The 14,221-nt window shown below is 65.6% G+C and carries 11 protein-coding genes and 1 pseudogene; 8 read left to right on the top strand and 4 right to left on the bottom strand.

Annotated features, from left to right (window positions below; translation table 11 throughout):
• Positions 1-13 precede the first annotated feature (13 nt).
• Together MPARV_RS0102925 and MPARV_RS0102920 are read left to right on the top strand one after the other, a co-directional pair.
• A complete protein-coding gene (locus tag MPARV_RS0102925) occupies positions 14-799 on the top strand; it encodes an SDR family NAD(P)-dependent oxidoreductase (RefSeq protein WP_012225925.1) in 786 nt (261 codons plus the stop codon).
• Between the two features lie 75 nt (positions 800-874).
• Positions 875-2,344 (top strand): DUF3048 domain-containing protein, encoded by a 1,470-nt coding sequence (locus MPARV_RS0102920; RefSeq protein WP_012225926.1) that lies wholly within the window; start codon positions 875-877, stop codon positions 2,342-2,344.
• A gap of 600 nt (positions 2,345-2,944) precedes the next feature.
• Here MPARV_RS0102920 and MPARV_RS0102915 read toward each other — a convergent pair.
• From MPARV_RS0102915 to MPARV_RS0102900, 4 genes are all read right to left on the bottom strand, one after another.
• Positions 2,945-3,583, bottom strand: coding sequence for an HAD-IB family hydrolase (locus MPARV_RS0102915; RefSeq protein WP_031277124.1), 639 nt, complete (start codon positions 3,581-3,583; stop codon positions 2,945-2,947).
• Positions 3,584-3,588: 5 nt separating this feature from the next.
• Positions 3,589-4,023 (bottom strand): SRPBCC family protein, encoded by a 435-nt coding sequence (locus MPARV_RS0102910; RefSeq protein ID WP_012225929.1) that lies wholly within the window; start codon positions 4,021-4,023, stop codon positions 3,589-3,591.
• Positions 4,024-4,116: 93 nt separating this feature from the next.
• On the bottom strand, positions 4,117-5,028 hold the full coding sequence (locus tag MPARV_RS0102905; protein WP_031277123.1) for a TIGR01777 family oxidoreductase: 912 nt from the start codon (positions 5,026-5,028) through the stop codon (positions 4,117-4,119).
• Positions 5,029-5,073: 45 nt separating this feature from the next.
• Positions 5,074-6,993 carry an acyltransferase family protein gene (locus MPARV_RS0102900; protein ID WP_157789430.1) on the bottom strand — a complete coding sequence of 640 codons (1,920 nt, stop codon included), beginning with the start codon at positions 6,991-6,993 and terminating at the stop codon, positions 5,074-5,076.
• 258 nt (positions 6,994-7,251) lie between these two features.
• On the opposite strand from MPARV_RS0102900, the gene lpdA reads away from it, so the two are divergent.
• From lpdA to MPARV_RS0102870, 6 genes and pseudogenes are all read left to right on the top strand, one after another.
• Positions 7,252-8,679 carry a dihydrolipoyl dehydrogenase gene (gene lpdA / locus MPARV_RS0102890; RefSeq protein ID WP_012225932.1) on the top strand — a complete coding sequence of 476 codons (1,428 nt, stop codon included), beginning with the start codon at positions 7,252-7,254 and terminating at the stop codon, positions 8,677-8,679.
• Between the two features lie 56 nt (positions 8,680-8,735).
• Positions 8,736-10,241 (top strand): dihydrolipoamide acetyltransferase family protein, encoded by a 1,506-nt coding sequence (locus tag MPARV_RS0102885; protein WP_012225933.1) that lies wholly within the window; start codon positions 8,736-8,738, stop codon positions 10,239-10,241.
• A 25-nt stretch (positions 10,242-10,266) separates the two neighbouring features.
• Positions 10,267-10,884, top strand: a pseudogene (gene lipB / locus MPARV_RS25940) (lipoyl(octanoyl) transferase LipB); the annotation flags it as partial.
• 204 nt (positions 10,885-11,088) lie between these two features.
• Positions 11,089-12,042: a lipoyl synthase gene (gene lipA / locus MPARV_RS25935; protein WP_051011921.1), complete on the top strand. Its 954-nt coding sequence runs from the start codon at positions 11,089-11,091 to the stop codon at positions 12,040-12,042.
• Between the two features lie 31 nt (positions 12,043-12,073).
• Positions 12,074-13,327: an acyl-CoA dehydrogenase family protein gene (locus MPARV_RS0102875; RefSeq protein ID WP_020377169.1), complete on the top strand. Its 1,254-nt coding sequence runs from the start codon at positions 12,074-12,076 to the stop codon at positions 13,325-13,327.
• 31 nt (positions 13,328-13,358) lie between these two features.
• The gene (locus MPARV_RS0102870; RefSeq protein ID WP_020377168.1) at positions 13,359-14,219 is read left to right on the top strand and encodes a hypothetical protein; all 861 of its coding nucleotides are present in this window, start codon (positions 13,359-13,361) and stop codon (positions 14,217-14,219) included.
• Positions 14,220-14,221: the final 2 nt, after the last annotated feature.

Here is a 14,221-nt window from a genome sequence, read left to right as displayed (position 1 = left end):
CTACGATGTTGTCATGCTTGACATCAACGGAGCTTCTGCACTCGTCACCGGAGGGGCCTCTGGCCTCGGGGAGGCCACCGCCAAGGCGTTGGCAGAGAAGGGTGCCAAGGTCGTCATCTGCGACTTGGATCGCCAGGCCGAGGCCGGCGAGGCCTTGGCAAAGGAGATCGGTGGTGTGTTCGCCCCCACCGACGTGACCGACACCGACCAGATCATTGCCGCCATCGAGGCCGGCAAGGAGTTGGGTCCGGTGAAGGCCCTGGTCAACTGCGCCGGTATTGGTTGGGCCACGCGCACCATCGGTCGTGATGGCGAATACAGCTCGGCACACGACCTGGAGATCTTTCGCAAGGTCATCGAGATCAACCTGATCGGCAGCTTCGACGCCATCCGCTTGGCGGCAACGGCCATGAGCCAGAACGAGCCCAACGAGTCGGGGGAGCGCGGCGCCATCGTGAACACCGCCTCGGTTGCGGCCTTTGACGGCCAGATTGGTCAGGCCAGCTACTCGGCGTCCAAGGGCGGAGTTGTCGGCATGACCCTGCCGGTGGCCCGTGACCTGTCCGCCTCGGGCATCCGCGTGAACACCATTGCTCCCGGCCTGTTTGACACCCCCATTTATGGCACTGGCGAGGCCTCCGAGCAGTTCAAGGAGAAGCTGGCGGCCAACCTGCTGTTTCCGAAGCGCCTCGGGTTCTCCTCCGAGTTCGCCTCGCTTGCCGTCGAGATGATCACCAACTCCTACTTCAACGCTGAAACGGTTCGCCTCGACGCGGGCACGCGGATGCAGCCCAAGTAGCGAGGGACGCGGCCCCGCGATCCCGTGGTGGTCCGCCCTGAGCTAGCATCGTCAGTTGGACCGGGAGGTACGCCGGTGGCAATTGCTGCTTCCATCACCAAAATCCTGCAAGCCGCCGCAGCGGGGCTCACGTCTCGGCGCGCCATCGCTGCAGCGCCCGTGGTTGCGGTGTCACTCGTGGTGGGCATCTCGGTGCTGTCCACCCGGAGTGATCCTGCCAAAGTGGCCACTCGCGAAGACGCTGCACCAATGGCTCGTCGTTGGGTTTCAACGTCGGAGGGTGTGACCGACGTCGCGGATGGCAAGGCCAAGGTCGACGCCAAGGCGAAGGCCACCAGCAAGGCCAAGGCCGATGGGAAGACCAAAGCGTCCACCACGCCCGGAGGCCAGTCCGCGTTGGGTGGCAACCAGCCTGGCGGTACCCAGCCAGGGGGCAAGCAGCCAGGGGGCAAGCAGCCAGGGGGCAAGCAGCCTGGCGCCACGCCGGCGGCCGGCGGGACACCGAGCACGACGCCTGCCACACCCAGCACAGCCGCCCCCAACCCCGAACTGCCGCCGCTGGTGCAGGGCACCCCACCGGATCCCTCGCTCAATCTCATTGGGGCACCGCCCGAACCCTGGCCCGATAACTGTCGTTGCGCTCCGCTGACTGGCATGGGCATCGATTCCCCATTTGGTGCCAAAGGCTCGGCGGTTGCGATCAAGGTGTCCAACGCACCTCGGGCCGACCCACAGACCGGCCTGAACCGTGCCGACTTGATCTATGAGGAGCCTGCGCACGGCATCATGGACGCCAGCCGTTTCCTGGCGGTGTTCCATTCTCGGGAGATTGACACCATTGGTGCAGTCCGATCGGCCCGCACCTCCGACATGCAGTTGTTGCTGCCCCTGGGACGCCCGATCTTCGCTTATGCGGGATCGAACGATCGAACGGAATGGGCGGTCTCGGAGCGCGAACGAGATGGCTGGTTCGTCCATGCCAGCGAACGCCAGGACGGCACCTCGGTGTACTCCAGGACAGACCAGTCTGAACATGGTTTGTTTGTCAGCCGCAACAACCTCCAGAATAAGTACGGTGGGGCCACCGCCCCACCCAATCCACAGTTCTCCTTTATGGATGCGGGCAATCAGAACGCCAGTGCACAACCGGCCAAGCGGGTTGATCTGCTCGTGGCCGGCAATCACTCGGGGTTCCTCTGGGACGCCAAGTCCAAGATGTGGCTGCGCTTCCAGGCAGGCAAACCTCACGTGAACAAGACGAATGGTGCGCAGATCGGCCGAAGCTCGGTGATCGTGTTGACCACGAGGTACCAGGGCTCGTACGCCGACATGAACAGTATGGAGGCGGTCACGTTTCCGATGCCGGGAGAACCGGCGAGGGGCCAGGCCTTTGTGCTCACCGGCCCGACGGTGACCCAGGGGACGTGGAGTCGCAGCGCGGATGGCGACCTGTTCGATCTGCGTGACCTGCAGGGCCGAGCGATCAGTCTGCAGCGGGGCCCGGTGTACGTCGGTCTGGTCAGCAGCCTTCCCACCGTTTCCTGACCGCGGGAGCGTTCAAGGTGGGCGGGCGGGCTGCTCAGGTCCTGCAGACGGCGCAGAACGACCGCTGTGGCCCAAGTCGAGCCGCCCGTGCGGGTGCCGGTCTCCGAGGAATCCGGTGGCAAGACCGGCCCACGACTGCTTCCGGTGCTGCCCCTCCGAGGCATGGCCGCAGGGATGTTGTGCTCCTCTGACCAATCTGGGTTTCGATGCTCCTGAGGGCGAGGCCGGCCCTGCGGTGGCGGTCAAGGTGTCCAACGCACCTGAGCCGGACCCGCTCGTCGTCAAGAGTCTGGGTCGGCCCAAGCCGGCCGTTTCAGGCGGCAGCGATTACGTCATGGCGATGATGGAGGCACGAGAGGCCGCCGGCACGCTCGTTCGTATAACCAACAGCAGGGCGGTCGGCGGCTTCTTCGGTGTCGGTCCACATCGGACAGTCCCATTCTTGGTGGCAGTGGGACGAGTCCTCGCAGATGTGGCGTCGCTTTCAGCACTACCGACCCCCGCCATCTGCCGCAGACAAGCGGTCACCCGAGGCGGTGTCCACCGGTGTGGGTGACGCCTGGGTGATGACCGGCCGTGATTACATCCATGGGGCCGGACTCAGCCCGTTCGAGAGCGCGGGCGGCTGCAGCGGTGGCGATGGTCGGCTACAGCCAGCAGTTCGTCGTCACCGGAGGAGTCCCCGTAGGCCCACAGCTCGATCCCGGAGCGGTCGATGCCCTCTGTTGCCAGCCACCGGTCCAGGCGTACCACCTTCTCGGGGCCTCGACAGTTGGGGCCTGTCATCTCGCCGGAGAGCCTGCCGTCTCCATCGACGATCAGCTCGACGGCCTCGACGCCGTCCAGTTTCAGAGCCTCTGCCAAGGGCCTGAGATACACCCCCAGGGACGCCGACACGAGCACCACACGGTGGTGTCGTTCCTGATGCCACGCCACCTGCTTCAACCCGTCAAGCCGGAGCCGGGGTTGGAGGAACGCGGCGTAGTGGCGGCCGGCTTCACCCACATCTGTTGCCAGGCGGCCCGTCATCACCCGTCGGAGCATCAGTGCTTTGGCCGTGTCTCGGCTTCGGTCGCCGCGTCGCAGCAGTTCTGCGCCAACGCCGGCGACGACCGAGGACATCGCTCGCCGTCCTGCCACACGGACAAGAAACGGCATCAGGCTGTCGCGTCCGGTCAGTGTGCCGTCAAAGTCGAATGCCGCCAGGCCGGGCCTGGCCGTGGGCCGGTCATTCTCCACCGGCACTAGTGCTCGGTCACCTCAGCCAACCGCTCAAGTGTGGCGGTCATGTTCTTGGTGTGCTTCTCGGGCCACTTCATCATGGTGATGTACGCCTTGATCGGAGCCTTGGACCAGTCGAAGGTCTCGGTCACCAGCGTGCCGTCTTCGGTTGGCTGCAGTTCGTAGCGCCAGATGTGGCGACCGAAGTGCCGCCAGGCGATCCGCCGGCCCTCTTCGAACTCCACCACCGTGTTTTTGATGATGTACGGCAGGCCGATCCGCATGTCCATGCCGAACTTGGCGCCCTGGCTCAGCCGTTCGTCGGCTCCGCCGCGGCTGGCTTTCACCGTGCCCGAACCGTCGATCTCCGAATGCCGGGCCGGGTGGGCCAACACGTCGAAGATGTCCTCCGGTGATGCCTTGATCGTTCGGGACACCGAGACCTGCTCGTCGTTCATGTTTGATCTGCCTTTGTTTTGAGTATTCCGGAAGGGTGGGTGCGACGTTGACGGCTGATGGCGGCCAGTCTGGCTGAAACCCGGCGACCGGTTCTAGCCGCCGGCGTCGATGATGCTGCGGAGGGCGTCGACCAGGTTCGTATGAGTGAACTTGTAGCCCGTTGCGCTCAGTACGCCGTCGCTCACCCGCTGACTGGTCTTCAGGAGCGACTCGGCCAGCTCGGAGCCGAAGAGCAACTTTGGTCCAAACAGGGGGATGATGAACGTTGGGCGATGCAGGACCTTGCCCAGGGTGGACGCATAGTCGGCATTGGTGACCGGGTTGGGGGCCACCAGGTTGACCGGGCCCGACACCTCGGGTGTGTCAAGGGCGTGCAGGATGGCACCGACTTCGTCGTCGATCGTGATCCAACTGATCCACTGGGTTCCGGGCAGAACCTTGCCGCCAAGACCCAGCTTGAACGGCAGGAGCTGTTTGGCCAGCGCCCCACCGCGTGTCGACTGCACGATGCCGGTGCGCAGATGCGCGGTGCGGATTCCTGCGTCTTCGGCGGCGCCGGTTGCGGCCTCCCATGCCACGCAGATATCGGCGAGAAAATCTGTGCCGGGGGGCGAGGACTCGTCCACCAGGTTCTGGCCGGTATCGCCGTAGTACCCGATGGCCGAGGCGGACAGCAGCGTTTGCGGTGGTCTGGCGAGCCCAGCCAACGTTTTGGAGATCAGGGTGGTGCCGTCTGTCCGGCTGCTGAGGAGCTCGCGCTTCTGGGCATCGGTCCACCGTTTCTCGGCGATCGGCTCACCAGCAAGATGGATCACCGCGTCGATGCCGTCCAGCCCGGCAGTATCGATTTCGCCGTCGTGGGGCGACCAGAAGACCGCATCGTTGTCGGTGCGGGCCCGATCGGCCGATCGGGTCAGCGACAAGATCCGATCGCCTCGTGCTTGGAGCGCACTTACCAGCGCCTTGCCGATAAGTCCGCCTGAGCCGGTCATTGCAATGTCCATGCGATGCAGTCAACCGCACCGCCACCACCGGTGCTTAACCAGTCGTCAGGTGTCGACGCCCAAGGCTGCGAAAAGGGCCTTCACGATCCGAGGCACGATCAAGGTGGCGCTGTCGTCGCTGTAGTGCATGCCATCCGGACGAAGTTCGGTTCCATCGATCTCGCGGATACATTGCGACTCCGGGCAAATCAGCGACTGCAGGTCGAGCAGCACCACCTCGCTGCGCTCCTCATCCAAGGTGCGCAACAGGCCACGCCAGGCCTCGTAGCGAACGTTGGCTGCATCGGCATTGAAGTAGGCCACGTTGGCCGGAAGTGCAATCACCATGGTGGCTCCTCCCACGGTGAGGCGGTCGACCGCCTTGTTCAGGAGAGCGAGGTACTCATCCGGAGACTCCTCGAAGTCGATCACGGTGCCATCGGGAAGCTTTCGACGGTACGAATCGACCTGCGCGATCACCAGGATCACGTCTGGGGCCTGTTGGGCGACCAGTTGATCCTGCAGGGCCTGATGCTTGGGGCACCCGGGGGCCATCGGGGTCAGATCGCCGTTTGCAGTGAGCTCCATTCCCTCGACGATGCCGCAGCCGTAGCGAACAGCCGATGCGGTACTGACGCCGTCACCGGCCAACTCGCGGGCGAGTTCCTCTTGAATCGACGCAGCGACGCTGTCACCAATGAGCAGTAGGGAGTCGATGGGCGTGCCAACGGCACCCGTCGGTGCGGTGATGCCTTGGTTGGCCTGCACCGTGCCCGTGGCACCTCCCGCCTGCTGCTGATAACGGTTGGCCGTTGCACCAGCCGTGGAGGCCAGCACCAGAACGATCACCCCGATCGGCGCAAGGGGCCACCATCGGGGGAGCGGCGCTCGGCGGGCAAGAACGGGTCGTTCAAGAAACCGATACGACGCCCACGTGAGCGTGGAGAACACGGCCACGCGGATCGCCGTCGCGGGCACGTGCCCGATGCCCAGTCGATCATCGGTGAGGAACACCATGACCGGCCAGTGCCACAGGTAGAGGCCATAGGAACGACGGCCGATCTCCACCAATGCCCGGTTGCTCAACAGCGGCAGAGTGACTTGAGTGGAACAGCCGGCGACGACCAGCATCGTCACGGCAGCAAAAATCACCAGTCCGGCGGGAAAGAACCCGGTGTTGTCTTCGGCGATGAACACCATGGCGCCTCCGAGAGCGGCAACGCCGATCAGGGTGACCAGGGTGGACGCCCCAAGACGCCGCACCAGATCGGGCCGCTTGGATTCGAGGATCGCCAGGAGGCAGCCCGCCATGATCACGTGCAGGCGGGTGTCGGTGCCGTAGTAGACGCGCGAGAGGCCGCCGCCCACCAGCGTCATGGCGGCGACGGAGGCTACAAAAGCCGCGGAGGCGACCAAGGCGAGTGCGCGACGCGATCTGGCCATGGCAATCGCCGCAACGATCGGCCACACCAGGTAGAACTGTTCCTCCACCGACAGGGACCACACGTGACGCAATGGGGATACGGCGAACGTGCTGAAGTAGCTGTCGCCGGTGAGAATCAAACGCCAGTTCATGACGTAGCCCAGCGAGGCCAACTCGTCGCCGCGCAACGAGCCCCACTGGCTGCTGGGCAACCACAGACGGCCCACGACCACAACCACCGACAACATCACCAGCAGCGCGGGCCCAAGTCGGCGGGCTCGTCGCCGCCAGAACCTCCGCATGTCGATGTGGTGCGTCGAAGCATGTTCACGTAGGAGCAGGGCGGTGATCAGGTAACCGCTGATGACAAAGAACACGTCGACGCCCAGGAACCCGCCGGGCAGGAGGCTGGGTTCGGCGTGATAGATGATCACGCCGATCACCGCCAACGCCCTCAGACCATCGAGTGATGACATGTAGGTCAGCCGGCGAGCGGCTGATTCTGCAGAGCGGCCCACCGGCTCGGGGTCCGACCGGGTGCCCCACCGAGCTACTTGAACCACTCCCAGACTCTACCAGCCTGGAGGGATCCGGGCAGCGGCGCTAGCGTTCAACCTGTGAGTACCAAGCGCCTCATCATCGCAGCCGTCCTCTGTGGTGTGTTGATCGTGGCGGCCTTCGTCACCCAGGTGGTCATGGTCGCCGGTCAGGGCTGAACGGTCAGGCACCGCAGACCACGTAGGGCCGGCCGGTTGGCGGACGCCATCGGGGTAGTCTCGACCTTGGGTCGGCCAAACGGCCCGTGACGAGGAGATGGGTGCGTGAGCGACGCGTCGCAGCAGGAATCCAGTGACAACTTCGATGTGGTGATCATCGGGGGTGGGCCTGGCGGATATGGCGCCGCTTTGTACGGAGCAAGCGCGGGCCTACGGATCGTCATGGTGGAGAAGGACAAGGTGGGCGGCACCTGTCTGCATCGGGGGTGTATCCCGGCCAAGGAACTGCTCGAGACCGCGCACGTGCGTCAAACGGTGCTTGGTGCCGATCGTTTCGGCATCACCACCGGTGAGGCCACAGTGGACTGGTCGGTGACCCAGACGCGCAAGCAGACCGTCATCGACCAGTTGCACAAGGGTCTGTCCGGCCTGATCAAGAAGCGCAAGATCGAGACCGTGTCCGGTACGGGCCGCCTTGAGGCCGACCGCAGCGTCAGCGTGAAGTTGGCCGACGGAGGCACTCGCACATTGCGAGGCGACACGGTCATCCTGGCCACCGGCTCGGTGCCGCGAACCATTCCGGGGTTCGAGCCGGACGGGACGGTGGTGTGCACCTCAGACGAATTTCTCGAGCTTGCCGATCTGCCACGCCGTGCGGTTGTGATTGGCGGCGGCGCCATCGGCTGCGAGTTTGCGTCCACGATGGCCGACATGGGTGCCGAGGTCACCATCCTCGAGGCGATGCCCAAGATCCTTCCCGGCCTGGACGAGGATGTTGCCAAGCAGGTTCTGCGGTCGTTCAAGAAGAAGAAGATCACTGTTCGGGCAGGGGTGAAGGTCAGCGGGCACAGCCCCGACGGGTCGGGCGGTACCACGGTCAACTTCGGCGATGGCGAGAGCATCGAGTGCGACATGGTGGTCGTCTCGGTGGGTCGGCGGCCCTACACCGATACGTTGCTGGCCGAGGGCACCGGCGTCGAACTCGACGATCGGGGGTTCGTCACGGTGAACGACACCTGTCGAACGACCGTGGACGGCGTGTGGGCCGTCGGTGACTGCATCGCCACCCCACAGCTGGCTCATGTGGGCTTCGCCGAAGGTATCTGCGTGATCGGTGACATTTTGGGTGAGCACCCCGTGCCGGTCGACTACCACAACGTGCCCTGGGCCATCTACTGCCAACCGGAAGTGGCCTTCGCCGGATACTCCGAGGCAGCGGCCAAGGAGGCCGGTTTTGATGTGGTGGTGTCCACGCATCGCTACATGGGCAACAGTCGTGCCCAAATCATCGGGGCGACCGACGGGTTGGTGAAGATCATCGCCGAGAATCAGGGCGATGGCACCGGTGGCAGGGTGCTGGGCGTGCACATGGTGGGTCCCTGGGTCACCGAGCAACTCGGTCAGGGCTACCTGGCCGTCAATTGGGAGGCCACGGTGGATGAGATCGCTCACTTCATCCAGCCGCACCCCAGCCTGTCCGAACTCTTTGGCGAATCGGTGTTGGCCCTCACCGGCAGAAGCCTCCACGGATAGTTTCGACCCGCGCCCTCAATTCACACAACAAATCGCACATCACAGGAGCACTCAACATGTCCGACGTCACCATGCCCCAACTGGGCGAGTCCGTCACCGAGGGAACCATCACCCGCTGGTTCAAGCAGCCGGGCGACGAGGTGGCGGAGGACGAGATTCTGCTTGAGGTGTCCACCGACAAGGTCGATACCGAAGTGCCATCCCCAGTAGCCGGCACCCTCCAGGAACTGCGCGCCGAAGAGGGCGACACCGTGGATGTGGGCACGGTGATCGCCGTCGTCGGGGAGGGCGCCGTACCGGAAGGCGACAGTGCCGAAACCGACCAGGCTGATGACGGGGAAGCGTCGGAGACCGCCGATGTTGCAGACGAGGCGATCCCGCCGCAGCCTGCCGAAGCGGAGGAAGCGCAGGCCCCTGCGGAGACCGCTGCAGAACAACCGTCTTCGGCACCCGAAGCTCAGGCACCGCCAGAGCGGCAGACGGACACCCAACCTCGGCCGGCGTCCGGCGAGGAGACTGACCGCCAGAGTGACGACCCCGGTGCTGCGTCGGCCGGCGGCGCGCTGTTGTCGCCGCTGGTGCGGCGCCTGCTCAGCGATGCCGACGTCGATGCGGCCGACGTGAAGGGCACCGGCCCGGGCGGACGAATCACCCGCGAGGATGCCGTGAACCACGTTGAGGCTCGTGGGGGACAAGGCGCCCCGCAGGCCGCTCCCGCTCCTCAGGCCGCTCCCGCTCCGCAGGCCGCTCCGGTCGTTCAACCGTCGGTGGCGCCCGCAGCCCCAAGTCCGGCGCCGCAAAGCACTCCGCAGTCGTCGGTGCCGACGCCTCAGCCGATGTCGCCGGCCGAGGGGGACACCAAGGTGCCCTTCTCCAACATCCGTCGCCGCACCGGCGAACACATGGTGGGCTCCAAGCACACATCGCCACACGTCATCTCGGCGGTCGAGGTTGATTACGAGGGCGTCGAAACCGCCCGGGCCATGTTTGGTGCCGACTTCAAGGCGTCGGAGGGCGTCACACTGACCTACCTGCCCTTCGTCGCCCGGGCCGCTGTGGACGCCATCGAGGAGTTCCCGTTCATGAACGCCTCGGTCGACGACGACGGCCTGATGGTTCACCGTGATGTCAACCTGTCGGTGGCGGTCGATCTCAACTTCGAGGGCCTGCTGGCCCCGGTGGTGCGACAGGCCTCCGACAAGCGGCTGCGTGCGATCGCCCGCGATATCGCCGACCTGGCCAACCGGGCGCGTAGCAAGCAGTTGAGCCCCGACGACCTGGTTGGTGGCACGTTCACGCTGTCCAACTCCGGCAGCTTTGGATCGCTGTTTGTGGCGCCGATCATCAATCAGCCCCAGGTGGCCATCTTGTCGACCGACGGCATCACCCGACGTCCGGTGGCGGTCACCGACCAGCGCGGTCACGAGTCCATCGCCATCCATTCGGTGGGCAACCTCACCATGTCATGGGATCACCGGGCCTTTGACGGCGCCTATGCGGCAGCGTTCCTGGCCCGGATGAAGGAGATCCTCCAGACACGTGATTGGACCGCCGAGCTGTGAGTTCGCTCCCGGGCCGTTGCGGGCGATGAGTTCCCGCCCGTTACACGTCCGCTGGTTGGGTCGCACCAAGTACCGCGACGCCTACGCGCTGCAACACGCGCTCGCTCTGCGTGGCACCGACGATTGGCTGCTGTGTCAGGAGCACGAGCCGACCTACACCATGGGTGTTCGCACCGACCCTGCCAACGTGCTTGTGGACCCGGCGACGGTCGGCGCCGAACTGGTGCGTGCCGACCGGGGCGGGGACGTCACGTTCCACGGTCCGGGTCAGCTCACGGCCTATCCGGTACTCACCCTGCCCGGGAGGGGCGCCGGTGACAAGCCGGACACGCCGGCCTACGTGCGGACCGTCGAGCAGGTGGTCATCGACACACTCTCTGACCTCGGGCTGCCCGGCGCCACCCGATTGGATGACTATCCGGGTGTCTGGATCGCCCGGCCGGGGCAACGGCCTCGCAAGATCGCCGCCATCGGGGTGCGCATGGCGCACAACCGCACGCTGCACGGCGTGGCCCTCAACGTGTGCCCCGACCTTGGGTTCTTCGAACACATCGTGCCCTGTGGCATCACCGAGTATGGCGTGACCTCGCTGGCGGCAGAGGGCATCGACGTTGGATTGGAAGAGGCCACCGACGCGTTCATCGCACGGGCCGCCCAGCGTTGGGGTGGCGGGCCGATCGACCGATCCGACGTGGTGTGGCGTCACCACGTCACCGACCTGGCCCCGTTCAGCCGCCCGGCTCCGGATGGAGGTACGGCCGATCCGTCGCCCATCGATCCACCCTCAACGACCCTGCCCCCAACGACCCTGCCCCCAACGACCCTGCCTCCTGTGATCCCGTCGCCGGTGACCCTCTCACCCCGGCGGTCCAAGCGCCTGGCCGATGCCGGCGTTTCCGAAGCGGTGCCGTATCGGCAACGCAAGCCTGAATGGATGCGGGCGCGGGTCGAACACGGCGCGGAGGTCACGGCGCTCAAACGTCAGATCGGGTCGCTCGACCTGGTGACGGTGTGCGAGGAGGCGGGCTGCCCCAACCTGTCTGAGTGTTGGGCCGACGGGACGGCCACGTTCATGATCAACGGTGAGCGGTGCACCAGGGCCTGCGGGTTCTGCCTGGTGGACACACGACGACCCGCCCCACTCGATGCCGACGAACCAAGTCGGGTGGCCCAGGCGGTCGTGTCGATGGGGCTCGACTTCGCAGTCGTGACCGCCGTGGCGCGAGACGATCTCGACGACGGCGGCGCAGCAGCGTTCGCGGCCACCATCGAGGCGATTCGGGCGGCGAGGCCGCACTGTCGGGTCGAGGTGCTGATCCCGGACTGTAAGGGCGACGCCGACGCGCTCGACCGCATCTTCGAGGCACGGCCCGATGTGCTGAACCACAATATTGAGACGGTGGCCCGTCTTCAGCGGGCGGCACGGCCCTCCGCCGACTACACCCGCAGCCTCGCAGTGCTCGCTCGTGCCGCCGATGCGGGTCTGGTGACGAAGTCGGGCATGGTGCTTGGCCTTGGCGAGACCGAGGCTGAGATCGGCTCGACGCTGACCGACCTGGCGGGGGTGGGTGTCAGTATCGTCACCATGGGTCAGTACCTGCGGCCCACGGCGGCTCACCTTCCGGTGGCTCACTGGTGGGCTCCGAGCGACTTCGACCGATTCGCACTCATGGCGACGCAGGCGGGCATCGCTCACGCCGAGTCGTCGCCCTTCACCCGGAGCTCCCACCATGCCGCGCAGGCTGCGGACGCCGCTTCCGTCGCGGGTCGCCAGGTCAAAGCCGTCAGCGTTACCCCGTAGCCAGGGTCGGACCCCCCGAGGAGCGAACGAGATGTATCAGTGGAATGACGAGCACCAGATGATCAGGGCCGCGGTGCGTCAGTACGTCGAAGCCGAGATCGAGCCTCGCCGGGACGAGTTGGAGTTTGGCGACCTCCCGCCCTATGACCTGCTGCGGGGGCTGTTCGCCACCTTCGGCATGGATCAGATGGCTCGGGACGGATTCGATCGGGCGATCGAGCGCGAGCGGGCTGCGCAGGTTGGCGAAGACCCGAACGGCGAGTCCGCAAAGCCGGCGGTGCCGGCCGAGGGTGCAGCGCGCGACCCGTCGATGACGTTGATCCCCATCATCGAGTTGTGTCGGGTGTGCCCGGGCATGGTCACGGCGATGGGCGTGTCGATGGGGTTGACCGCATCGGCAATCATGTCGAAGGGCACAATCGACCAGAAGGTGCGATGGGCTCGTGACCTGCTGAGCTTCGACAAGATCGGGGCATGGGCCATCACCGAGCCGGGCTCGGGATCCGACGCATTCGGCTCGATGAAGGCGTCGGCGAAGCGAGACGGAGACGGCTACCTGCTGTCGGGTTCCAAGACGTTCATCACCAACGGTCCCTATGCCGACACGATCGTGTTCATCTGCAAGCTGGATGAGGGCAATCCGCCCGAGGAGCGGGCCATCCTGCAGTTCGTGTTGGATACGGGCATGGAGGGCCTCACCCAGTCCAAGCCCCTGCGAAAGATGGGCATCCATTCCAGCCCAACCGGCGAACTGTTCCTCGACGAGGTTCGGGTGGGTCCCGATCGGCTTCTGGGCGAGTCCGAGGAGGCGTTTCGCGGCGCCGGTGGTCGGTCGGCATCCAAGGCGACCTTTTCGATCGAGCGTGCCGGGGTGGCGGCCATGGCGCTGGGCATCGTTGAGCGCTGCCTCGAGTTGTCGGTGGCCTATGCCAAAGACCGGGTTCAGTTTGGTCGCCCGATTGGCGAGTTCCAGCTGATCCAGCTGAAGCTGGCCCGCATGGAGGTGGCCCGACTGAATATCGAGAACCTGGTGTTCCGCTTCATTGAGATGGGTGCGGCGGGCGAGCAGGTGGGGTTTGCCGAGGCGTCCGCAGCCAAGCTGTATGCGGCGCAGGCGGCCACCGAGGTGGCGATGGAGGCCGTCCAGCTTTTTGGCGGCAATGGCTACATGTCGGAGTACCCGGTGGAGCAGCTGGCACGTGATGCCAAGGTGCTGCAAATTTATGCCGGTACTGACGAGATCCAGATCTCACAAATCGCGCGCAGCCTGCTGGCGGACGTGTGAACCCCCGGGTGACGAGCGGGGTGATCGCACCGTGATCGAGTTGGACGCAGCAACGTTCCTGGTGGCGTGGGCCACCGGCATGGCGGGATTCCTCTGGCTCACTGGTCGCAGGCGTGAGGTGGGCATCGGCTACGGCTGGACCGTCAGGGGCACCAACATTGCCCTGTTGGCGGGTGCTGTGCTGGTGGGGCTGCGCTATCACCCGGTGGTGGGGCGTGACCTGGCCGCAGCAGGGGCGCTCGTCGCCACCTTGGGGGTCACCATCGTGTCCTGGCGGCGCCGCGGCGCCGGGGTACAGCTGCAACGCGAACGAAGCCAGGCGCGGTCCGCACGGGTGACCCAGATGACCGGCATCGACAAGGAGGAGCAAACCTTCGACGATTCGATCCCCGAGTTTCCGCCCGAGCTTGACCTGATTCCCGTTGTCTTTGGCGTGGTGGCGCTGATCGTCGGGGGAATCGCCACCGGCGGTGACGCCCAGGTGCTCTCGGTCGCCCGCTGGCTGGCCGGCGCTGCGTTTCTGGGTGCCGTGTCCGATGGAATGCTGCTGGGCCACTGGTACCTGGTGCAGCCGGGCCTGCCTCGCGCTCCGCTGCTGGAGTTGGTGCGCTGGGTGGGTTACACGTGGCCGGTCGAGGTGGCGCTGTTCCTGGTGCCCACTGGCATGTTCTCGGTGTTTTCAGGAGCGATCGACGATGGCTACGGCGGCATGTTGGGGTGGTTTTGGGCCGCCAGCGCCATCACCACCATCGGCCTGGTCATCGTCACCCGTGCAGCACTCAGAGAGCGTCAGTACGCGGCGGTCATGGCGGCCACCGGCCTGCTGTACCTGGCAATCCTGACCGCATTCGGCACTGACCTGGTGGCCCGGGCCCTCCTGTCAGGCAACTGAGG

Origin of the sequence: Candidatus Microthrix parvicella Bio17-1 (assembly GCF_000299415.1) — a bacterium.
Taxonomy (GTDB): Bacteria; Actinomycetota; Acidimicrobiia; order Acidimicrobiales; family Microtrichaceae; genus Microthrix; species Microthrix parvicella.
Note: the sequence above shows the minus strand (reverse complement) of the source record. Positions and strands in the feature narration are given on the sequence as shown.

Bases quoted from the DNA above. Each gene is read 5' to 3' on its own strand.
- MPARV_RS0102925 (WP_012225925.1), top strand. From the start codon at position 14: ATGCTTGACATCAACGGAGCTTCTGCACTCGTCACCGGAGGGGCCTCT.
- MPARV_RS0102910 (WP_012225929.1), bottom strand. From the start codon at position 4,023: ATGAACGACGAGCAGGTCTCGGTGTCCCGAACGATCAAGGCATCACCG.
- MPARV_RS0102905 (WP_031277123.1), bottom strand. From the start codon at position 5,028: ATGGACATTGCAATGACCGGCTCAGGCGGACTTATCGGCAAGGCGCTG.
- MPARV_RS0102885 (WP_012225933.1), top strand. From the start codon at position 8,736: ATGTCCGACGTCACCATGCCCCAACTGGGCGAGTCCGTCACCGAGGGA.
- MPARV_RS0102875 (WP_020377169.1), top strand. From the start codon at position 12,074: ATGTATCAGTGGAATGACGAGCACCAGATGATCAGGGCCGCGGTGCGT.